This is a genomic window from Bradyrhizobium sp. USDA 3240 (genome assembly GCF_054063295.1).
In genome coordinates this window covers 2,024,402-2,043,537 of record NZ_JBSSGD010000002.1, presented here as the reverse complement: position 1 = coordinate 2,043,537, position 19,136 = coordinate 2,024,402, and the positions used below count along the sequence as shown (strand labels likewise).

The 19,136-nt window shown below is 64.8% G+C and carries 22 protein-coding genes, 1 pseudogene and 1 riboswitch; of the genes and pseudogenes, 6 read left to right on the top strand and 17 right to left on the bottom strand.

Annotated features, from left to right (window positions below; genetic code table 11):
- Positions 1-82: 82 nt before the first annotated feature.
- From ACVIGA_RS10500 to ACVIGA_RS10485, 4 genes are all read right to left on the bottom strand, one after another.
- Positions 83-739 carry an HAD family hydrolase gene (locus tag ACVIGA_RS10500; RefSeq protein ID WP_456666324.1) on the bottom strand — a complete coding sequence of 219 codons (657 nt, stop codon included), beginning with the start codon at positions 737-739 and terminating at the stop codon, positions 83-85.
- Positions 729-1,106 (bottom strand): TIGR02301 family protein, encoded by a 378-nt coding sequence (locus tag ACVIGA_RS10495; RefSeq protein WP_342727539.1) that lies wholly within the window; start codon positions 1,104-1,106, stop codon positions 729-731. The genes ACVIGA_RS10500 and ACVIGA_RS10495 overlap by 11 nt, the downstream gene beginning before the upstream one ends.
- Positions 1,107-1,191: 85 nt before the next feature.
- Positions 1,192-1,611, bottom strand: a complete 420-nt coding sequence (locus ACVIGA_RS10490) for an NUDIX hydrolase (RefSeq protein WP_456666323.1) — start codon at positions 1,609-1,611, stop codon at positions 1,192-1,194.
- A 38-nt stretch (positions 1,612-1,649) separates the two neighbouring features.
- Positions 1,650-2,150 (bottom strand): hypothetical protein, encoded by a 501-nt coding sequence (locus tag ACVIGA_RS10485; RefSeq protein WP_456666322.1) that lies wholly within the window; start codon positions 2,148-2,150, stop codon positions 1,650-1,652.
- Between the two features lie 62 nt (positions 2,151-2,212).
- On the opposite strand from ACVIGA_RS10485, the gene ACVIGA_RS10480 reads away from it, so the two are divergent.
- Positions 2,213-2,974 (top strand): SOS response-associated peptidase, encoded by a 762-nt coding sequence (locus ACVIGA_RS10480; RefSeq protein WP_456666321.1) that lies wholly within the window; start codon positions 2,213-2,215, stop codon positions 2,972-2,974.
- A 633-nt stretch (positions 2,975-3,607) separates the two neighbouring features.
- On the opposite strand, the pseudogene ACVIGA_RS10475 reads toward ACVIGA_RS10480, so the two are convergent.
- The 3 genes and pseudogenes from ACVIGA_RS10475 to ACVIGA_RS10465 all read right to left on the bottom strand — a co-directional run bounded on the left by ACVIGA_RS10475 (position 3,608) and on the right by ACVIGA_RS10465 (position 4,914).
- Positions 3,608-3,993 (bottom strand): annotated as a pseudogene (locus ACVIGA_RS10475) (RidA family protein).
- Between the two features lie 4 nt (positions 3,994-3,997).
- The gene (locus ACVIGA_RS10470) at positions 3,998-4,474 is read right to left on the bottom strand and encodes a DUF6691 family protein (protein WP_456666320.1); all 477 of its coding nucleotides are present in this window, start codon (positions 4,472-4,474) and stop codon (positions 3,998-4,000) included.
- A 2-nt stretch (positions 4,475-4,476) separates the two neighbouring features.
- Entirely contained in the window at positions 4,477-4,914 is a 438-nt protein-coding gene (locus tag ACVIGA_RS10465) for a YeeE/YedE family protein (protein ID WP_456666319.1), read from the bottom strand.
- 206 nt (positions 4,915-5,120) lie between these two features.
- Here ACVIGA_RS10465 and ACVIGA_RS10460 point away from each other — a divergent pair, with 206 nt between their 5' ends.
- Positions 5,121-5,555, top strand: coding sequence for a hypothetical protein (locus tag ACVIGA_RS10460; RefSeq protein ID WP_375776227.1), 435 nt, complete (start codon positions 5,121-5,123; stop codon positions 5,553-5,555).
- A 93-nt stretch (positions 5,556-5,648) separates the two neighbouring features.
- Here ACVIGA_RS10460 and ACVIGA_RS10455 read toward each other — a convergent pair whose 3' ends face one another.
- On the bottom strand, positions 5,649-6,164 hold the full coding sequence (locus ACVIGA_RS10455) for a mismatch-specific DNA-glycosylase (RefSeq protein ID WP_456666318.1): 516 nt from the start codon (positions 6,162-6,164) through the stop codon (positions 5,649-5,651).
- Between the two features lie 79 nt (positions 6,165-6,243).
- Here ACVIGA_RS10455 and ACVIGA_RS10450 point away from each other — a divergent pair, with 79 nt between their 5' ends.
- Positions 6,244-6,789, top strand: a complete 546-nt coding sequence (locus ACVIGA_RS10450; RefSeq protein ID WP_456666317.1) for an HD domain-containing protein — start codon at positions 6,244-6,246, stop codon at positions 6,787-6,789.
- 241 nt (positions 6,790-7,030) lie between these two features.
- Here ACVIGA_RS10450 and ACVIGA_RS10445 read toward each other — a convergent pair whose 3' ends face one another.
- Complete coding sequence (locus ACVIGA_RS10445; protein ID WP_456666316.1) at positions 7,031-7,426, bottom strand: hypothetical protein; 396 nt, start codon at positions 7,424-7,426, stop codon at positions 7,031-7,033.
- A 287-nt stretch (positions 7,427-7,713) separates the two neighbouring features.
- Here ACVIGA_RS10445 and ACVIGA_RS10440 point away from each other — a divergent pair, with 287 nt between their 5' ends.
- Complete coding sequence (locus ACVIGA_RS10440; protein WP_456666315.1) at positions 7,714-9,384, top strand: flavin-containing monooxygenase; 1,671 nt, start codon at positions 7,714-7,716, stop codon at positions 9,382-9,384.
- A gap of 222 nt (positions 9,385-9,606) precedes the next feature.
- Entirely contained in the window at positions 9,607-10,578 is a 972-nt protein-coding gene (locus ACVIGA_RS10435) for an MBL fold metallo-hydrolase (protein ID WP_456666314.1), read from the top strand.
- Between the two features lie 179 nt (positions 10,579-10,757).
- Here the strand turns inward: ACVIGA_RS10435 and thiC are convergent, their stop codons facing one another.
- The 6 genes from thiC to ACVIGA_RS10405 form a co-directional block, all read right to left on the bottom strand.
- Positions 10,758-12,656, bottom strand: a complete 1,899-nt coding sequence (gene thiC / locus ACVIGA_RS10430; protein ID WP_456666313.1) for a phosphomethylpyrimidine synthase ThiC — start codon at positions 12,654-12,656, stop codon at positions 10,758-10,760.
- Between the two features lie 138 nt (positions 12,657-12,794).
- Positions 12,795-13,403, bottom strand: coding sequence for a thiamine phosphate synthase (locus ACVIGA_RS10425; RefSeq protein WP_456666312.1), 609 nt, complete (start codon positions 13,401-13,403; stop codon positions 12,795-12,797).
- The gene (locus tag ACVIGA_RS10420; RefSeq protein ID WP_456666311.1) at positions 13,390-14,172 is read right to left on the bottom strand and encodes a thiazole synthase; all 783 of its coding nucleotides are present in this window, start codon (positions 14,170-14,172) and stop codon (positions 13,390-13,392) included. The genes ACVIGA_RS10425 and ACVIGA_RS10420 overlap by 14 nt, the downstream gene beginning before the upstream one ends.
- Before the next feature lie 171 nt (positions 14,173-14,343).
- Positions 14,344-14,541, bottom strand: a complete 198-nt coding sequence (gene thiS / locus ACVIGA_RS10415; protein WP_194459578.1) for a sulfur carrier protein ThiS — start codon at positions 14,539-14,541, stop codon at positions 14,344-14,346.
- On the bottom strand, positions 14,532-15,545 hold the full coding sequence (locus ACVIGA_RS10410; protein ID WP_456666310.1) for an FAD-dependent oxidoreductase: 1,014 nt from the start codon (positions 15,543-15,545) through the stop codon (positions 14,532-14,534). Before ACVIGA_RS10410 ends, thiS begins: the two co-directional genes overlap by 10 nt.
- Positions 15,533-15,676: riboswitch (TPP riboswitch) on the bottom strand. It overlaps the preceding gene by 13 nt.
- 130 nt (positions 15,677-15,806) lie before the next feature.
- The gene (locus ACVIGA_RS10405; protein WP_456666309.1) at positions 15,807-16,334 is read right to left on the bottom strand and encodes a transglycosylase SLT domain-containing protein; all 528 of its coding nucleotides are present in this window, start codon (positions 16,332-16,334) and stop codon (positions 15,807-15,809) included.
- A 378-nt stretch (positions 16,335-16,712) separates the two neighbouring features.
- On the opposite strand from ACVIGA_RS10405, the gene ACVIGA_RS10400 reads away from it, so the two are divergent.
- Positions 16,713-16,907, top strand: coding sequence for a hypothetical protein (locus tag ACVIGA_RS10400; protein ID WP_050403193.1), 195 nt, complete (start codon positions 16,713-16,715; stop codon positions 16,905-16,907).
- A gap of 46 nt (positions 16,908-16,953) precedes the next feature.
- Here the strand turns inward: ACVIGA_RS10400 and ACVIGA_RS10395 are convergent, their stop codons facing one another.
- The gene (locus tag ACVIGA_RS10395) at positions 16,954-18,309 is read right to left on the bottom strand and encodes an ATP-binding protein (RefSeq protein ID WP_456666308.1); all 1,356 of its coding nucleotides are present in this window, start codon (positions 18,307-18,309) and stop codon (positions 16,954-16,956) included.
- A 2-nt stretch (positions 18,310-18,311) separates the two neighbouring features.
- A complete protein-coding gene (locus ACVIGA_RS10390; RefSeq protein ID WP_021079973.1) occupies positions 18,312-19,049 on the bottom strand; it encodes a response regulator in 738 nt (245 codons plus the stop codon).
- Between the last annotated feature and the right edge of the window lie 87 nt (positions 19,050-19,136).

Genomic DNA, 19,136 nt, shown 5'->3' with positions numbered 1-19,136 from the left:
GGTACCGCCTAGCCCACATCTTTCGAAAAGGTTAACGGCCGGGACGGCATTTAAAGGGGAATTCCTGACGTCGCCGCCGCGATCAACCAAATGAGCTGTGGATATGGTCCAGCACCGCGCGCGGCGAGGCGCACAGATGGCTGGCGCCGGCTGCGACCAGCTCCTCCGGCGTGCCGTAACCATAGGTGACGCCGATCGCGCGGATGCCGTTGCGATTCGCACCGACCACGTCGTGACTGCGGTCGCCGATCATTACCGCTTTGCTCGGATCGACCCCGGTCTGCGCCAGGGCGTAGGCCAACAGGTCGACCTTGTTGACCCGGGTTCCGTCGAGCTCGGAGCCGAACACGTGGTCGAAATACGCGCTGAGGCCGAAATGCGCGACGATCCGCGTCGCGAACACGTGAGGCTTCGAGGTCGCCACGAAGATGCGCCCCGGCGCCTGCCGCAGCTCCGCCAGCACGTCGGCGATATCGGGATAGACGCTGTTCTCGAACAGCCCGACATCGCCGAACCGCTCGCGGTAGAGCTCGACGGCGCGGTCGGCGAGCTCCTCGCCGCCGAGCAGCATCGCAAAGCTCGCCCGCAGCGGTGGCCCGATGCACCAGGTCAGTTCATCCTGCGACGGAACCGGCCGGCCGAGCTTTGCCAGCGCATACTGGATCGAGCCTGTGATGCCGGGCTTCGGGTCGGTCAGGGTGCCGTCGAGGTCGAAGAAGATCGCGCGGTCAGTTGGCATAGCGGGCCGTCAGGTCGCGCGAGATCTTCGAGCCTTCCTCGATATAGCGGCGGATCGCCACCGAGGCCGCGGGGGTGCAGGTCCGGTAGGTCTGCTGGAAGCCGTTGTAGCCGCGGTTGAAGCCCGCGATCATGCGGGCGCGGCGGTCGCCGGAGGGAGTTTCGGCGTCGATCAGCGCCTGCATCTCGTTGCGCCATTTGGCGCCTTCGTTGGAGCCGCAGATGCCGCGCAGATAGTGCAGGGCGCCGAGGATCTCGGCCAGCCGCTGCAGGTCACCGTCGAACGGCGCAGCCGCGTCCTGCGCCCGGGCGGGCGTCGCGAGGCATGCCGACATCAGGATCACAACGGCGAGAAAGGCTCTGATCATCAGGGGTTCCGGAATCGCCGTGGTATGCCCCCTCAATGCGCCGGTGGCAAGGCGGCAAGGCTCCGATACCGTCCCCAAACGGGCCTCAGACCAGCCGCCGGGCGGTCGCAATGACCTCGTGCAGCCCGCCGGTGACCTTGAGATCGCCGATCTCCTCCGGCGCCAGCCATTTGAAATCGTCGTGCTCGTCGTTCAGCACAGGCTCGCGGGAGGCCCAGCGTGCCGCGAACGTCATGATCAGATAGTGCCCGGTGCCGGGACCGGTCGGCAGCACCTCGCGCCAGCCGGCCAGCTCCAGGATCTCGACCCGCAAGGCGGTCTCCTCGTCGATCTCCCGGTGCAGGGCGGTGTGCAGCGTCTCGCCGAATTCGACCCGGCCGCCGGGCAGCGAATAGAAGCCCTTGCCCGGCGAGCGGGCACGGCGGACCAGCAGCACCTTGCCGTCGCGGAAAATCACGCCGGAGACGGCGAGCTGCGGGCGGATCGGAGGTTCGGGAGAGCTCAAGACGACAACCAGTTTTGACGACCATCATGCCCGATAAATCAGGCGCCCGCCATGATGCTGTCGACATCGGCCTCGGCCGCGCCGTTGATGACACCGGCGGTCTGCATCACCAGCGGCTTGACCCAGACGATGGCCTGCTCGGCCAGCGCGACCCGGCTCTTGTCCTGATGCAACTGCCTCATCGCGGCGCCGACCTCGGTCAGGATACTGGTCATGCTGGCGGTGAGCTGGTCGAATTCGGCCCGGATTCGAGCGTCCGCGGTCTCATAGGCCTCGATCGCGAGGTCGCGCGCCTTGAAGTTGGACGCGGTGAAATGCTCGGCATAGGACAGTGGCTGCCATTCAAGGAAATCGCTGGCGCATTCCGGCAGGTCCGGCACCATCTCCAGCAGCATGATGGCTTCGTTGAAGTGATTGAGGTAGTCGGTCGCAAGCCCGGTGCGGGGATTGATGTTGGCGGCGCGCAACAACGCCGCCCGCGCCTCGTCGGGGTACGTCGGTCGCGGGGAAGAGCCCGCTATGGCGGCCGTTGAGGTCATTGGTCGCAGTCTTTAACGGTCCAAGTTAAGGCGGAATAAACGGATACCACCCTGGACAGGATATGTGCGGACGCTTTGTCATTACCTCGCCGCCGGCGGCCTTGCGAGAGATGTTCGGCTACATCGAGCAGCCGAATTTTCCGCCGCGGTATAATGTTGCGCCAACCCAGCCGATCCCGGTCGTGCTGCTGCAGAATGGCGGCCGGCATTTTCAACTGATGCGCTGGGGCCTGATCCCGTCCTGGGTCAAGGATCCCCGCACGTTCTCGCTGTTAATCAACGCCCGCTCCGAGACGGTGCGGGAGAAGCCGGCCTTCAAGAACGCGATCAAGCGGCGCCGCGCGCTGATCCCGGCCGACGGCTATTACGAATGGCAGGATGCCGGCGGCCGCAAGCGGCCGTTCTTCATCCATCGCCGCGACGGCCATCCGCTCGCCTTCGCCGCGCTCGCCGAGACCTGGATGGGACCGAACGGCGAGGAGCAGGACACGGTCGCGATCGTCACGGCGCCCGCGAGCCCCGACCTCGCGCAACTGCATCACCGCGTGCCTGTCACGATCCGGCCCGAGCAATTCGCGCGCTGGCTCGACTGCCTGCCCAACGATGTCGACGACGTGATGCCGATGCTGAAGGGGCCCGATGTCGGCGAGTTCGCCTGGCACCAGGTGACGATGCGCGTGAATGCCGTCGCCAACGACGATGCGCAACTATTGCTGCCGATGAGCGCGGAAGAGATTGCCGCGGAGGACGCGCCGGCGCCGAAGAAGGCCGCAGCGCGCAAGGCGCCGGTGCGTGAGGACGACGGGCAGGGGTCGTTGTTTTGAGGGCTGAGTGAGGGAGCGCGATGCAGCGTGGATTTGCGCCCAGCTCTCTCCACATCGTCGTCCCGGCGAAAGCCGGGACCCATAACCACCGAATTTGCTTGTGAACGGGAATGCGGCCCCAGCGTCGCGCAACAATCGAGATGCGGGGTAATGGGTCCTAGCTTTCGCCAGGACGACGATGAAGATGGCCCTCGATCCAACCTGTCAAACAGCTTGTTCGGTGTCATCGCCCGCGCATGCGGGCGATCCAGTATGCCAGAGACGCCAGCGCTTGAGCCGAGAGACCGCGGCGTACTCGATCGCCCGGTCCCTTCGGGTTGTTGTGTCGCACGGATGACAATCCGATTACTCTTGCGGCCGGAGGTCATGCCCATGGTTCAGGATCGGCGCGACGGCAATTGGTTGATCTGGGGCTCCATCGCCTGCGCGCTTGTTCATCCAGCGCCCGCTGCCAGGGCAGCCGAGCATTTTACGCCTCAATCGTTCTGGGGGGCGGATGCAAAGCTGCTGGGAGTTGTGAAGCTGCGAGACCTGCTGCAATCGCCGCCGGTCGACCGCCATCGCCAACATCCGCAACGCGCTGTCCGGCGCCACCGCTCTCCGTGCTGATAAGCGACGGCGCCCTTTGCGCTGTCACCCCTTCACGGACGCCACGCCCTCGATCTCGATCAACATCTTCGGATTGGGCAGCGCCACCACGACGCAGGTGGTGCGCGCGGGATAGGGCGCGGGGCGAACGCGCCGGCATACAGCACGTTCATCGTCGCGACGTCAGAGGCGCGGGTCAGCAGCACGTTGACCTTGACGAGATCGCGCATCGTTGCGCCGGCCTCGGTCAGCACGCGCTTGAAATTGGTGACGACGTTGGCGAACTGCGCCTCGAAGCCATCGGGCAGCTCGCGGCTGGCGTCGAAGCCGGGAATGCCCGAGATGAACAGCAAATCGCCGACGCGGGCGCCGAACGAGAGCGGTGGCGCCGTGACGCCGGGCGGAGGAGGGAAGTGCTTGATCGTTGTCATGGGATCACCCGTCTGCGCGAGATGGAAGTGGAGGATTTTCGAGGCGCGGCGCCAGCGTACGCCGCCGCCAGAGATTCTTGCCGAACAGGTTCTGGCCGATCATGCCCGCCAGCATCGCGACGACGAACACCACGATCGGCAGCGAGAGCCCGGCGAGATTGACCAGTGCGGGCCCGGGGCAGATGCCGGCGAGGCCCCAGCCGATGCCGAACAGCACGGCGCCCCCGACCAGCGGCGCATCGATGTCATTGCGGTCGGGCCAGAGGAAGCGCGCCGAGAAGGCGGGCGCCGCACGCCGCCGCGCGATCGCAAAGCCGGATGCTGCGACCGCAACCGCACCCGCCATCACGAAAGCGAGCGTCGCATCCCAGGCGCCGAACAGATCGAGGAAGCCGAGCACCCTCTGCGGATCGGTCATGCCCGAGATCAGAAGGCCCGCGCCGAAGATCAGGCCGCAGAGGAAGCTTGCAAGAACCGGCATGGCTAGCCTCCGATCCCGTGCCTGACGATCGCAACTGTGACGATCGCCGCCGTCATGAAGATGAACGTGGCCACGATCGAGCGGCCGGACAGCCGCGCGAAGCCGCAGACGCCGTGGCCTGAGGTGCAGCCATTGCCCATCCTTGTGCCGAACCCGACCAAGAGGCCGGCGATCGCGATCACGACAAGGCTCGCATGCATCGCCGGCCGCGGCAGCGGCGCGCCGAACAATGCCGCAATCAGGGGCGCTGCGATCAGCCCGGCGATGAACGCGATGCGCCAGGAACGATCGGCGCTGCGGTCGGCGGTATCGGGCTGGAGCAGGCCGCCGACGATGCCGGTGACCCCTGCGATCCGCCCGGTCAGCAGCATCAGCAGCGCCGCGGCGAGGCCGATCAGCGCGCCGCCGAGAAGGCCGGAAACTGGGGTGAAATCGTGCATCGGTGCCGGTCCCTGTTGCGCAAACTCCTCAGCGATGGCGCAAAGCGGTGGGCGCGCATGCGCCAGTGGTCGCGTGGCTGCGTCGGCGATGATAGACTCCGCAATAACAGGAACAAGCGCAATCCCGCGTGTTTTGCCGGCATTTCAACGTGCCGCCGCTCGGTCGGATTGCCGCGATTCGCTTCACTTCGTCCGGAGAACTCCCCATGAGATTGTCATCCGTCGCCCGCGCCGTGCTGTTCGCGCTGGCGCTGCTCACCGGCTCGTCCGCCGCACTGGCCGACGAGGGCGCGGTGACGCTCGTCATCTTCAAGGGCGGCTGGATCTTCGGCGGCTCCGCCGGCAAGGGCGTTCTGACCTTCCACGGCCAGACCTACGGGCTCACTGCCGGCGGGCTGGACTATGGCCTCGTGTTCGGCGGCTCTCAGACCACGTTGCAGGGGCGGGTGCGCAACATCCGCCGCGCCCAGGATATCGCCGGCGTCTATGCCGCGGCGGGCATGGGCGTTGCGGTCGGCGCCGGCGTGCGTGGCATCCTCTTGACCAATCAGAACGGCGCGGTGCTCGAACTGAGCGGCAAGCAGATCGGGCTGATGGCCAATGTCGATCTCAGCGGGCTTGCGATCACGCTGAAGGAGTAACGGGCGCGGTGCGTAGGGTGGGCTAGCCGAAGGCGTAACCCACCGACTTATATCCGCGATTGAAGATGGCGGGTTACGCTGCGCTAACCCGCCCTACGATTCTGCAATCCACTGCGCCAGTTCACGCCACGGCTGCAAGCTCCAGTGCCCGGATGCCGCACCCGATGGCGACGGCAGCACGAACACATCTGGAAAGCCGCCCGTCGCCGGCTGCCGGCCGAGCGCAAGCGCACTGGTCGGCCTGTCGTAAAACAGGCTCGCCGCCTTCTTGCTGGTGAAGGCGATGGTCTTCGGCCGAACCATCTCTATCTTCGTCCTGAAGCCCACGACATCGAACGAGCCGCGCGCGATCTCATGATCCATCCCGGCGCCGGTCTTGGAGAGATCGGTAAAGCCGATGCCGAGCGCGAGCAGCGCTGCGAACTCGTCCGGCCGATAGCGCCGCGGCGTGATGCCTGCCTCGTGCAGCGCGCGCCAGAAGCGGTTGCCGGGATGCGCGTAGTAATGTCCGACGGCGGCGGAGCGCGTGCTGGCCGCCGTGCCGACGAACACCAGCCGCAGATTGGCGCGGAGCTGGTCGGGGAGGCGGTGAGTGTCGTTGTCGGGCATTGAGAGATCGTGGAAGGTGCCGCCGGTGTGACGGACCCGACCGCTACCATTTCCGCCGCTCCCGTCATATACCTCGGCGATGACCCGCGAAGAATTGGTCGCCGCCTACACGGCGCCCGGCCGCCACTATCACGACCTCGCGCATATCGAGGACTGCCTCGCGGCGCTGGCGCGCGTCGATGGTCTTTCCGCGGCCGAACGCGAGATCCTGTCGGAAGCGATCTGGTGGCACGATGTCGTGTACGATCCGACCCGGCCTGATAATGAGGAGCGCAGCGCGCAGCTCGCCGAACAACACGTTCGCGCCGCGATCGGCGACGAGGTCGGCCGCCTGATCCGTCTGACGAAGACGCACGACGTTGAGACCGATGATCGCCTCGGCGCGATCCTGATCTCGATCGACCTCAGCATTCTCGGCGCCGAGCCCGCGCGCTACGATGCCTATGCCGCGGCGATCCGGCAGGAGTTCATCCATGTCGGCGACGCCGACTATCGCGCCGGCCGCGCCAAGGTGCTGCGCCACTTTGCTGCACGCCAGGTGATCTTCCCCGATGCCGGTTTCGCCGCAACCTACGACCGCCGCGCCCGCGACAACCTCGTGCGTGAGATCGCGGCGCTGGGGTGAGGGGCTCCAACCGTATGTCCTGCGTCCGCAGGGGCGCATTGCCAAAATATCGAAAACAACCCCATGCACAGTAGCCGGCGGCGTGCCGGCATTCGACGTGGCCACTTGACATGTCGGGCAAATCAGTGACATTATTCTATTATTCCGAAATGACGCAGGCGCGCCTCACCCTCCGCGACGGGACGTGCCTTGCCGCAAGCGGGGCGAGGTCGCGACTCGATTGCCCTGATCTCATCAGGTGCTAGCGCGCCGGCTCCTTGACCTCGTCTTCCGCCGCGACCGCTTGCGCCGGCCCCGTCGCGCGCACCATCAAGAACCGTCCCGAGAACGCCGTGCCGCGGATGCTCCAGCGGCCGTCGATCTCGGTCGCGTCGGCATTGACGGCGCCTTCATAGTGCACGGTGTCATAGCCGTAGCCCGGCGGCTCGTAGCGTTTGACGAACGACACCGCGCTGCCGGAGCGGTGTCCAGACAGCGAAGCATTGTGGGTGCTGAGCGGGCAGCCCGGCCTCACGCAGGGTTCGGTCACGCTGCCGCCGAGTGCGCCGCCGGCGTCGATCAGCGTCGCCAGGAAGGTGACCATGCCGCTTGGCTGAACATAGCTGCCGTCCCAGACGCCGGTGAGATTGTCGGTCATGTGCTCGTCCGGATTGCGCGTCGAATTGCAGTGATCGATGTGGTGCAGGCAGCGCCTCAACGCAAGTCGCGTGACCGCCGCCAGTAGGCGTCGTTCTCTTACTCATCGTCATGCCCGGGCTTGTCCCGGGCATCCACGTCTTGGTTGCTGCCGAAGAAAGACGTGGATGGCCGGGACAAGCCCGGCCATGACGAATGCGATCGTTCCACGTCGCGCCCGGTTGCCTGATCAGGCAAAAGGGTCTGTAATCCGGCCCAACAGATCAAGAAGAATTTCGGGAGCAGGACATGACGGGAGAGCCGAAGACCCATTACGAGGTGATCGTGGTCGGCGCCGGCGTCGCCGGCATCTACCAGATCAAGCGGCTCGCCGATCTCGGCATCGACGCCACCGTGCTCGAAGCCGCGCCCGATCTCGGCGGCACCTGGTACTGGAACCGCTATCCGGGCTGTCGTTTCGACTCGGAGAGCTACACCTACGGCTTCTCGTTCTCGCGCGAACTGCTCGACGAGTGGCACTGGAAGGAGCGCTTCTCCGCCCAGCCCGAGAATCTGCGCTACCTCAACTACGTCGCCGACAAATTCGACCTGCGCAAATACATGCAGTTCAACTGCAAGGTCGAGGCGATGCAGTTCGACGAAACGCGCGATCTCTGGCAGCTCAGGATCAGTGACGGCTGCACGATGACCTGCCGCTTCGTCGTGCTCGGTATCGGCCTGCTCTCGGCGCCGACCATGCCGCGCGTGCCTGGCATCGATGACTTCAAGGGCCGCTCGTTCCACACCTATTACTGGCCGCACGAGCCGGTCGATCTCACGGGAAAGAAGGTCGCCGTGATCGGTACCGGCGCGACCGGAATTCAGGTGATCGGCGAGATCGCTGACAAGGTAGGCCAACTCACGGTGTTCCAGCGCCGGCCGAACTGGAGCGCGCCGCTCAACAACTCCGCGATCTCGGAAGCTGAAATGGCCGACATCCGCGCGCGCTATGACGAGATCTTCGCCGCCTGCGCGCTGACGCCCGGCAGCTTCGTGCACGGCCCCGACAAGCGCGGCTTCTACGAGGTGAGCCGCGAGGAGCGGCTGGCACTGTGGGACAGACTCTACGACGAGCCCGGCTTCGGCATCTGGCTGGCGAATTTTCGCGAGATCTTCATGGATGAGGCCGCCAATGCCGAACTGTCGGAATATATCGCGGACCGCATCCGCCGCCGCGTGAAGGATCAGAAAGTCGCCGAAAAGCTGATCCCGCGCGATCACGGCTTCGGCGTGCAGCGCCTGCCGCTGGAGACCCGGTATTTCGAGGCCTACAATCGCGACAATGTGCATCTCGTCGACCTCAGCGAGACGCCGCTGGTGCGCGTCACCGCATCAGGCCTGCGCACCACGGCGCGCGACTACGAGTTCGACATCATCGTCTACGCCACCGGCTTCGACGCCATCACCGGCGCCTACGACCTGATCGACATCGAAGGTATCGGCGGCGCGAAGCTATCGGACAAATGGAAACAGGCGCCGTCGACCTTCCTCGGCATGCTCGTGTACGGCTTCCCGAACCTGTTGATGCCGACCGGCCCGCAAAGCGCCTCCGCCTCGACCAACTTCCCGCGCGGCATCGAGAACGGCGTCAACTGGTGCACCAACCTGCTGCAATACATGTGGGACCGAGGCCTGACCCGCGCCGATGCCACCTTGGAGGCACAGCAGCGCTGGACCGCGCATGTCGCCAAAATGTACGAGATCATGCTGATGCGCAAAGCCAAGTCGTGGTTCACCGGCTACAACTCCAACGTCGCCGGCCACGAGGAGGGCACCGTCCGCTACTTCGTCTACAACGGCGGTACGCCGAAGTTCTTGGGGATCATCAACGGTGTGGCGGCGGAGGGGTATCGGGAGATTGAGTTTGGTGCGGCGGCAGCCGTCGGTACGCAGGCGGCGGTTGGCGCGTCGGCGTCGTAGGGTTGGTTAGCGCAGCGTGTCCCACCATTGTCTCGTCGAGCAGCCGGCGGGTTACGCCTTCGGCTAACCCCCCGTGCGTGCGAATACATAGATTGAGATGTCCGCTTTCGACGGAGAGCGGCCACGACTTCGGAATGTCGGCTTGTGACCCAAAGCAGACGTTGACTGCGCCACAATTAAAGATCAGCCTTTTGGTTTCGCCGATAGCGAAAGGTTGCGACGATGTCTAAGACGCTCGCTTCATTCTTCGGATTGTTGGCCTTCCTACTCGGTGCGACGGTCAGTGCGCAGGTCAAAGCTGATAGCGATTTTAGAGTCACGCTGCTTGGCACCGGCACGCCAATTCCCGATGCCGATCGGTTCGGCCCGAGCACGCTAGTAGAAGCGGGAAATCAGAGATTGCTGTTTGACGCTGGGCGCGGCGCGACGATCCGCTTGCGGCAAATCAACCCGACGCAAAACACGATCATGAGCAAGATCAATGCACTCTTCCTTACTCACTATCATTCGGATCACACCTTGGGCATCCCCGACCTATGGCTTACTGGGTGGCTGAATAACAGTCGAAAGGAGCCATTCCGATTGATCGGCCCGGTTGGCGCGAAGTCGCTGATGACCGGCCTAGAGGCCGCTTATGCCCTCGACATCAAGATCCGGCTGGAGGACGAGAAACTGCTGCCTGAGGGCATCGCAACTGTCGTGGAGGAATTCGAGAAGGACGGCGTCGTCTATGAGAGGGACGACGTCAAGGTCATTGCTTTCACGGTCGATCACGGGGCTGCCATCAAGCCTGCCGTAGGTTACCGTATCGAATACAAAGGTCGCGCGGTGGTGATTTCGGGCGACACTCGCTACGACCAGAACGTCATAAAATATGGCGCCGGCGTTGACCTGCTCATTCACGAAGTCTGTGCCGCTCGACCCGAATTGCTTTCCTCAAATCCGTACATGCGGCGCGTGATGGACCACCATACTAATCCCAGGGAAGCAGGACAGGTGTTTTCTTTGGCCAAGCCTAAGCTGGCGGTTTATTCCCATCTCGTCTTTCTCGGCAGCGACAAGATCCCTCGTGCAACCGTTGACGACATCGTGGCGGGCACCCGCGAGACTTATAGCGGGCCGCTGGAGGTTGGTGAGGACTTAACGTCCTTCGAAATTGGCGATATAATTACGGTGCGCCAACGCAATCCGTAAGGTGCAATTTGTGACTGTGCTCTCATCAAGCTCAAAACCACGAGCATGAGTCTGCCCTTTGGCCTTATGCATCGTTGATGAGCGCGGGCCCTCGAAGCAAGGCCGGGCTTTCGCCCGGCCTTTCATCTAGTGCGAGAACGCGCTTCTGCGCGGACATGACGAACGGTAAGGAGGAGCCCTTACAACACCCGATTGCTCTCCTTCACCTTCTCCGCATCGAGATACAGGTTCTCGCCCATCTCCTTGAACTTGGCGCTCATCGTCGCCATGCCGTCCTCGATGGTGCCTGAGATCGACGCGCCGACGCCGGTCGGGTCGTTGAGCGTCGCGGCGTAGTCGCGGACGTCCTGGGTGATCTTCATCGAGCAGAACTTCGGGCCGCACATCGAGCAGAAATGCGCGACCTTGTGGGCTTCCTTCGGCAGGGTCTCGTCGTGGAAGTTCTTCGCGGTCTCGGGATCGAGACCGAGGTTGAACTGGTCCTGCCAGCGGAAGTCGAACCGGGCGCGGCTGAGCGCATCGTCGCGGAGCTGCGCGGCGGGGTGGCCCTTGGCGAGATCGGAGGCGTGGGCTGCGATCTTGTAGGTGATGACGCCGACCTTGACGTCGTTACGGTCTGGCAGGCCGAGATGCTCCTTCGGCGTGACGTAGCAGAGCATCGCGCAGCCGAACCAGCCGATCATCGCGGCGCCAATGCCCGAGGTGATGTGATCATAGCCCGGCGCGATGTCGGTGGTCAGCGGGCCCAACGTATAGAACGGCGCTTCGCCGCATTCCTTGAGCTGCTTGTCCATGTTGATCTTGATCTTGTGCATCGGCACGTGGCCGGGGCCCTCGATCATGACCTGGCAGCCCTTGTCCCACGCGATCTTGGTCAGCTCACCGAGCGTTTCCAGTTCGGCGAACTGCGCGCGATCGTTGGCGTCGGCGATCGAGCCGGGGCGCAGGCCATCGCCGAGCGAGAACGAGACGTCATACTTGCGCATGAGGTCGCAGATCTCGTCGAAACGGGTGTAGAGGAAGCTCTCCTTGTGATGCGCGAGGCACCACTTCGCCATGATCGAGCCGCCGCGCGACACGATGCCGGTGACGCGGTTCGCGGTGAGGTGGATGTAGGATAGCCGCACGCCGGCGTGGATCGTGAAATAGTCGACGCCCTGCTCGCACTGCTCGATCAGGGTGTCCTTGTAGAGCTCCCAGGTCAGCTTGACGGGATCGCCTTCGCACTTCTCCAGCGCCTGATAAATGGGAACGGTGCCGATCGGCACCGGCGAGTTGCGCAAAATCCATTCGCGGGTGGTGTGGATGTTGCGCCCCGTCGAGAGGTCCATCACGGTGTCGGCGCCCCAGCGGATCGCCCATACCATCTTGTCGACCTCTTCCTCGACCGACGAGGTCACCGCCGAGTTGCCGATATTGGCGTTGATCTTGGTCAGGAAGTTGCGGCCGATGATCATCGGCTCGAGCTCGGCATGGTTGATGTTGGAGGGGATGATGGCGCGGCCGCGCGCGATCTCGCTGCGGACGAATTCCGGCGTGATGAAGGCGGGGACCTCCGCGCCAAAGCTCTCGCCGTCGGCAAGCGCTGCCTCAGCGCGTTCGAGCTGCTGCTTGCGGCCGAGATTCTCGCGCTCGGCGACGTAGATCATCTCCTTGGTGATGATGCCGGCGCGGGCGAACTCGAGCTGCGTGATCTTGTGGCCGTCGAGGCCGCGCAGCGGCGTGTGGTGCGCGGTGAAGGCCTTGGCGGCGTGGGATGCGCCGACATTTCCGTTGTCTTCCGGCTTGATGTCGCGGCCGACATATTCCTCGACGCCGCCGCGCTCCTTGACCCAGGCGAGGCGATTGCGCGGCAGGCCGCTGTTGACGTCGATCGTCACGGCGGGATCGGTGTAGGGGCCCGAGGTGTCATAGACCGGCAGGTTCGGCTCGCCGGCGCCCTCGGACAGGATGATCTCGCGCAAGGGAACGCGGATGTCGGGCGCGGCCTCCGGCGTCGCAAAGATCTTGCGCGACGAGGGCAGCGAGCCGGTGGTGACGGCGGGGAGCGTGGTGTCGGGGTTGGAGCGGATGTTCATGGGATCCTCCGGTTTAATTCGTGTCAGTTGAATTCGTCATTGCGAGCGCAGCGAAGCAATCCATGGTCTCGCAAGCGGAGGAATGGATTGCTTCGTCGCTTGCGCTCCTCGCAATGACGGTGGTGAGATTGGTGGCCATCACGCGGCCTCCGCACGGATGCCGCGCCATTGCCGCACCCGCGCGTCGGGGTCGGCGTTCTGGGTGACATCAGTGACGACGGCGATCGAATCGGCGCCGGCGGCGAAGATCTCGGCCGCGTGCTCGAACTTGATGCCGCCGATCGCGACAAGGGGAATGGCGCCGATCCGCTTCTTCCACTCGGTGATCTTCGGAATGCCCTGCGGCGCGAACCGCATCGACTTCAAAGTGGTGAAGAAGATCGGGCCGAGCGCGACATAGTCGGGTTTCGCCGCGAGCGCGGCGTCGAGCTCGGCATCGTCATGGGTGGAGACGCCGAGCGTGAGTTTCGCTTTGCGGATCTCGGCGAGATCAGCGTCGGCGAGGTCTTCCTGGCCGAGATGCAGATGCTCGGCGCCGGCGACAACAGCCGCCCGCCAGTAATCGTTGACGACAAGCTTTGTCGGCGTGCCCTTGGTCACCGCCAGCGCGTCGGTGACGATCTGCAGCGCCTCGGCATCGTCGAGCTCTTTGGCGCGGAGCTGGATGGTGCCGACGCCGAGTTTGGTCAGTCGCTCGACCCATTTGACGCTGTCGACGACGGGATAGAACGGATCAGGATACGGCATGCCAGAACGGGGTCCCAACGACAGGGGTGGAAGGGGAGGCGAAGTCGCGGGCTTCCATCAGCCCGGCTTCATAGGCGGTGCGGCCGGCCTCGACGCCGAGCCGGAAGGCATTGGCCATCGCAACCGGATCGGCGGCTTTCGCCACCGCGGTGTTGAGCAGCACGGCGTCGTAGCCGAGCTCGAGGGCTTCGGCGGCATGCGATGGCGCGCCCAAGCCCGCATCGACCACCAGCGTGATGTCGGGCAGGCGGTCGCGCAGCAGTTTCAGCGCATCGCGGTTGGTGATGCCTTTTGCACTTCCTATTGGCGCGGCCCACGGCATCACCACCTTGCAGCCGGCCTCGACCAGGCGCGAGGCGACCGAGAAATCCTCGGTGCAATAGGGGAACACTTCAAAACCGTCCTTGACCAGGATGGTGGCGGCCTCGACCAGGCCGACCACGTCGGGCTGCAGCGTGTCGTTGTCGGCAATCACCTCGAGCTTGATCCAGGGCGTGCCGAACAATTCGCGCGCCAGCTTGGCGGTGGTGACCGCCTCGCGCACGCTGCGGCAGCCCGCGGTGTTCGGCAGCACGGTGACACCGAGCTCGCGGATCAGCGACCAGAACGCATCGCCGCTCTTGCCGCCCGCGGCTTCACGGCGGAGCGATACGGTGACGATGCTGGCGCCGGAAGCGCGGATCGCGCCCTGCATGATCGCGGGCGAGGCATACAGCGCCGTGCCGATCAGGAGGCGCGAGGGGAAGGATTTGCCGTAGAAGGTGACCATGTGTCTCCTCACACTATGCCGTCGTCCCGGCGAAGGCCGGGACCCATACGCCGCGGCCCTTCAATGTGGCGCGCTGGGCGACGTTCTTTCCGACTATTACCGGTCGTGGTTATGGGTCCCGGCCTTCGCCGGGACGACGAGGGGAGAGAGCTTGCATGAAATGTCATCACATCACCCTCCCTGCCGCGGCGTGATGATCTCGATCTCGTCGCCGGCCTTGAGCGCGGTGTCGGCCCAGCGCCCCTTCGGCACCACGTCGTAATTCACTGCGATCGCAAAATGCGTGCCCTCGTAGTCGAGCTCGGCCAGCAGTGCGTCGACGCTGACGGCGCTGATCTCCCGCTGCTCGCCGTTGACGATCACGCGCATTGCATCACCTCATTGTCGATTTCGCCGCGCGAAAGAAAGGCGAGCGTCAGCTCGGCCAGCGCCGGCGCGAGCAGGAAGCCGTGACGGTAGAGCCCGTTCACCGTGATGCGTTCCTGCTCGATTTTGATCTTGGGCAGATTGTCCGGAAAGGCCGGGCGCAGGCCGGCGCCGAATTCGACGATGCGCGCCTCGCCGAACGCTGGATGCACCACATAGGCGGCCCCTAACAGTTCCAGCGCCGAGCGCACGCTGACGCCGTTGTCCTCGGCCTCGATCGAGGTCGCGCCCAGCATGAAGCGGCCGTCGCCGCGCGGGATCACGTAAAGCGGCCAGCGCGGATGGATCAGCCGCACCGGGCGCGACAATTCGACCTCCGCGGTCTCGATGATGATCATCTCGCCCTTGACGCCGCGCAGGGTCGGCTCGCGGCCGCGCGCGGCGAGGCCGCGGCAGTCGATCACGAGGCCGTCGAGATCATCAGCCTCGGCGTCGCTACCGAACTTGATGTCGCCGCCGGCCTTGGCGATCGCGGCATGCAGCCGCGGCAGCACGCGCCGCGGCTCGACATGGCCTTCGTCGGGATAGAACAGGCCACTACCGAAGCGGCCCTCGAGCGCCGGTTCGAGTTCGCGGACGCCCTCGGCGTCGAGCCGGCGATAACCTGACGTGAGGCGCGCAAAGCGCTCGAAATCGGCGCGGTCGCGCGGATGCGCCACCACCAGCGAGCCGTTGAACGCCGTCTCCGGGAGATGCTGCCGCCACAGGTCCAGCGAGCGGATGCCGAGCCGCGAGATCACCGGCTCGGAGGCCTCGGCCTCGCACCACGGCGCCAGCATTCCGCCGGCGAAGTGGCTTGTGGATTGCGTCATCGCGGCGTCACTGCGCTCATGCAGGGTGACGGCACGTCCGGCCTGTGCGAGCAACAACGCGTGCCAGGCGCCGGTTATGCCTGCGCCGATGATGGAGACGGGGGAATCCCCCCGCGGTTGTGACGTCTGATACATCCCTGTCCCTTCGCCGGCATGACCCGGATCAGGTTCAAAGGGTCACCGCGGTCCCGAACTGATCGCCGTGATGGCGAAGTCCAAGCTTGCGGTATCTCAGCTCCTCCTTCGGAGCACCCCTCGGAACACCCTTAATGTAGGCTGATGGGCGGATGTGTCAACTTGTATGCCAGGAGCGGCACCGCGGCGTGCGCAGAACACGCGTCCCCCCGACGCAGCGCAGCGCGATAGCGATGCGCCGCGTCCGGGACACGCAAGCAGCTATTTGGGAGCCTGTTCCAGCTTTGGCTCGGCGGTCTCGGCCGACATTTGGTCTTGCTTGGCGAGTTCCTTCGGTGGCGCACCTGCGCCGCCATGCGTCGCCTCCTTGAGGTGACCGCCGCGCTGCCGCTTTGCGACGTAGTAATACCCGCCCGCGAAATAACGCACGGCTCGATCGAAATCGCCATTGGCGGCGCGATAGGCGCCGGCGAGGTATTTGACGCCGTATTTGAGGTTGGTCGCGGCGTCGCGCAGCCCTTCGGCGGTACCGGTGTAGCCGACCCCACGGGCGGTCGCGAGCTTGATCTGCATCATCCCGATGGCGCCGCCGCGCCCGATCAGCTGCGGATGGTACTTGCTCTCGCGCACGATGACGCGATGCACCAGCTCTTCCGGCACCAAATTGGCCTGGGCCTCGGCCGCCACCATCGCCTCATATTGCGCCCGCGATTGTGCATGCGCACCGGCGCAGGACGCCAGCACCGCAATCGCGGCGGCAAGGCAGCTAAGGCTCTGAAGGATATTCATCTCGGGTTGCCCGGGTGATCAAACGCGCGTCGGTTCTGCGGTCTCATTGGTACGGCGAGCAGGCAGGAATGTGGCAAAACCTTCGCATCAGCGAAACGTTCTGCGTCCGTGATTGTTCGGGTGCGGGTGAAGCGGACGACGCTTTTGCGCAGACAGATGCTTCAAATTGTTTGCTTCAATCGTCTCAGCTGAAAATTGTTTTTGCGTCCGATTTTCTTCTACGATTTTCTCGCCCGCGTTTTACCGCACACTATCCACAGCGGATTGTCGTGCAAACGACGCGATGAAGGTTTACACTCGTCGGCGACAGCGAGCGTGTTGAGTCAGCACGTCTGTCCATTCAAAAGCACGCAAGAAACAACATTCGGGAGATGCGCCATGGTCCGTCAGGACACCGGCTATATGCCTCGCGAAAATCCCTGCGCGCAATGCGGCAAGCCGATCGCCCGGCCCGATTGGGTGGAGCACAGCGAGGGGCGCACGTCGTTCCTGTGGAATTGCCGCGCCTGCAATTACCGCTTCGAGGCCATCGCAATCTACGACACAGCGCAGCTCACGCCGCTCGCCGCCTGATGCTCTAGGTTATCGGTCCGCTTCGTCGCCGATCAGCTCCAGCTGATCAGGCTGCGGATTTCCGCGGCTGCAATTGCTGCTGCCGCGCCGGCAGTTCGATCCGGACCACGAGCCCGTGCGGCTTGCGATCGTGCAGCGACAGCGTGCCGCCATGCGCGAGCACGATGGCGTTGGCGATCGACAGGCCAAGGCCAAAGCCTTCGGCCTCATCCATGTTGCGCGCCTGGTCGCCGCGCACGAACGGCTCCAGCACGCTGGCCTTGTGCGCGTCCGAAATGCCGGGGCCGTCATCCTCGATGTCGATGACGAGGCGATCCGGCCTGACGTCGAGGCGAACGGCAACTTCGCCGCCGAAGCGCACGGCATTGTCGACGAGATTGGTGATGCTGCGATGCAGGTCGGCCGGCCGCGCGGTCGCCATCGCGTGCTGCGGACCTTCGTAGCTGACCTTGTGTCCCATGTCGGCGAACTGGTCGGTGACGAGGTGCAGCGTGCTCGCGATGTCGACCAGCGTCATCTCCTCGAGCTTGCGGTCGTTGCGCAGGAACGACAGCACCGATTCCAGCATCGAGCGCATCTGGTCGAGGTCGCGCAGCATGCGGTGGCGATGAGTCTCGTCCTCGATGAATTCGGCGCGCAGCCGCATCCGCGTGATCGGCGTGCGCAGGTCGTGGCTGATCGCAGCCAGCATCTTGGTGCGATCGTCGATCAATGCCGTGATGCGCTCGCGCATCCGGTTCAGCGCCTTGGCCAGCGAGCGGATCTCTTCGGGCCCGCGTTCGGGCAGCGGCGCGGCAGCGCCGCTCAGGCTGAAGGTCTCCGCGGCCTTGACGAAGGATGACAGCGGCGCCGTCAGCGCCCATGCCGCCCACAGGCCGAGCAGGGTGACGCTGATGACGGCGAACAGCACCGTCATCATCCACGGCCCGCCCCAGAACGGCCGCATGTGCTGGTCGGGCATCAGGTTCGCGGCGAACATGCTGCCGTCGGGCAGGCGGATCGCGACGCGCCGAATCTCGTTGTCATGCGGCGTGCCGCCCGCCTCGCGCGGCAGAGAGTAGACGTGATAGCCGGCGCCGAGCCGGCGCAGCGCGTGCAGGCTCGGCGGGTCGGTCTCGGTGAGGGCGCCGGTATCGGACGTGAAGTCAGCGATGGCAAGCTGCGGGAAGGCTCTGATGACGTCGGCCTGGAGCCGCGGCCGCTCCGATGCCGGGGCATGCCCGAGCAGTTGCGCGGCGGCGGCGAGCTGGGTGTGCCAGCGATCGGACGGCTCCGGCCGGTCCGGCCGATGGATCAGGAAAGTGGCAGTGATGATCAGGTGCAGCGCGACGATCGAGACGACGACCAGCGCCGCCATCTGGGCGCCGATCCCCCGCAGACTCAGCACGCGCAGCAGCTTCATGGTCAGTTGCTCGTGGCGGCAACCGCCTCCACCCTCGGAGTGAACACATAGCCGCCGGAACGCACCGTCTTGATCATGGTGGCTTCCTGCGGATCGGGCTCGATCTTGCGTCGGATACGGCTGACCAGCACGTCGATCGAACGCTCGAACGAGCCGGCGCTGCGGCCTTGCGTCAGGTCGAGCAGGCTGTCGCGCGACAGCACGCGGCCGGGCCGTTCGCAGAAGGTGCGCAGCAGGTCGAACTCGGCGCTGGTCATGGCGACGCGCGCCCCTTCGGGGTTGCGCAGCTCGCGCAGGCGGATGTCGATGCGCCAGCCGAGGAAGGTCAGCGTGGTCGCGCCCTCGATCGCGCTGGCGTTGCGCGCCGCGGCCTGCCGACGCAGCACCGCGTTGATCCGCGCCAGCAGCTCGCGCGGGTTGAACGGCTTGGCCAAATAGTCGTCGGCGCCCATCTCGAGGCCGAGGATGCGGTCGACGTCCTCACCGCGCGCGGTCAGCATGATGATCGGCGTCTGCGACTCCGCGCGTACCTTGCGGCACAGGCTGAGGCCGTCCTCGCCCGGCAGCATGACGTCGAGCACCAGCAGATCCACGCGGTGGTCGGTCATGGCCTTCGCCATCTCGCGGCCGTCTGAGGCGGTCGTGACATGGCAGGAATTGGTGCGGAGATATTTGGCGATGAGAGACCGCGTTTCGCGGTCGTCCTCGACGACGAGGATATTGGGCGCAGCCTGGGTCATACCGACTCTTTTGTCCGTGATTCGGGGGAAGCGGCTCAGGAATTTTGTTTCAGTGCATTTCTGGAATCTTGCCCAGCATAACGAGTT

Excerpts from the sequence above, each read along its gene's own strand:
- ACVIGA_RS10450 (WP_456666317.1), top strand. The coding sequence starts at position 6,244 with ATGACCCGCGAAGAATTGGTCGCCGCCTACACGGCGCCCGGCCGCCAC.
- thiC (WP_456666313.1), bottom strand. The coding sequence starts at position 12,656 with ATGAACATCCGCTCCAACCCCGACACCACGCTCCCCGCCGTCACCACC.
- ACVIGA_RS10495 (WP_342727539.1), bottom strand. The coding sequence starts at position 1,106 with ATGATCAGAGCCTTTCTCGCCGTTGTGATCCTGATGTCGGCATGCCTC.
- ACVIGA_RS10465 (WP_456666319.1), bottom strand. The coding sequence starts at position 4,914 with ATGCACGATTTCACCCCAGTTTCCGGCCTTCTCGGCGGCGCGCTGATC.
- thiS (WP_194459578.1), bottom strand. The coding sequence starts at position 14,541 with ATGCGCGTGATCGTCAACGGCGAGCAGCGGGAGATCAGCGCCGTCAGC.
- ACVIGA_RS10420 (WP_456666311.1), bottom strand. The coding sequence starts at position 14,172 with ATGGTCACCTTCTACGGCAAATCCTTCCCCTCGCGCCTCCTGATCGGC.
- ACVIGA_RS10390 (WP_021079973.1), bottom strand. The coding sequence starts at position 19,049 with ATGACCCAGGCTGCGCCCAATATCCTCGTCGTCGAGGACGACCGCGAA.
- ACVIGA_RS10455 (WP_456666318.1), bottom strand. The coding sequence starts at position 6,164 with ATGCCCGACAACGACACTCACCGCCTCCCCGACCAGCTCCGCGCCAAT.
- ACVIGA_RS10410 (WP_456666310.1), bottom strand. The coding sequence starts at position 15,545 with ATGTATCAGACGTCACAACCGCGGGGGGATTCCCCCGTCTCCATCATC.
- ACVIGA_RS10435 (WP_456666314.1), top strand. The coding sequence starts at position 9,607 with ATGTCTAAGACGCTCGCTTCATTCTTCGGATTGTTGGCCTTCCTACTC.
- ACVIGA_RS10460 (WP_375776227.1), top strand. The coding sequence starts at position 5,121 with ATGAGATTGTCATCCGTCGCCCGCGCCGTGCTGTTCGCGCTGGCGCTG.
- ACVIGA_RS10500 (WP_456666324.1), bottom strand. The coding sequence starts at position 739 with ATGCCAACTGACCGCGCGATCTTCTTCGACCTCGACGGCACCCTGACC.
- ACVIGA_RS10400 (WP_050403193.1), top strand. The coding sequence starts at position 16,713 with ATGGTCCGTCAGGACACCGGCTATATGCCTCGCGAAAATCCCTGCGCG.
- ACVIGA_RS10485 (WP_456666322.1), bottom strand. The coding sequence starts at position 2,150 with ATGACCTCAACGGCCGCCATAGCGGGCTCTTCCCCGCGACCGACGTAC.
- ACVIGA_RS10445 (WP_456666316.1), bottom strand. The coding sequence starts at position 7,426 with ATGACCGACAATCTCACCGGCGTCTGGGACGGCAGCTATGTTCAGCCA.
- ACVIGA_RS10470 (WP_456666320.1), bottom strand. The coding sequence starts at position 4,474 with ATGCCGGTTCTTGCAAGCTTCCTCTGCGGCCTGATCTTCGGCGCGGGC.
- ACVIGA_RS10425 (WP_456666312.1), bottom strand. The coding sequence starts at position 13,403 with ATGCCGTATCCTGATCCGTTCTATCCCGTCGTCGACAGCGTCAAATGG.
- ACVIGA_RS10480 (WP_456666321.1), top strand. The coding sequence starts at position 2,213 with ATGTGCGGACGCTTTGTCATTACCTCGCCGCCGGCGGCCTTGCGAGAG.
- ACVIGA_RS10395 (WP_456666308.1), bottom strand. The coding sequence starts at position 18,309 with ATGAAGCTGCTGCGCGTGCTGAGTCTGCGGGGGATCGGCGCCCAGATG.
- ACVIGA_RS10440 (WP_456666315.1), top strand. The coding sequence starts at position 7,714 with ATGACGGGAGAGCCGAAGACCCATTACGAGGTGATCGTGGTCGGCGCC.
- ACVIGA_RS10405 (WP_456666309.1), bottom strand. The coding sequence starts at position 16,334 with ATGAATATCCTTCAGAGCCTTAGCTGCCTTGCCGCCGCGATTGCGGTG.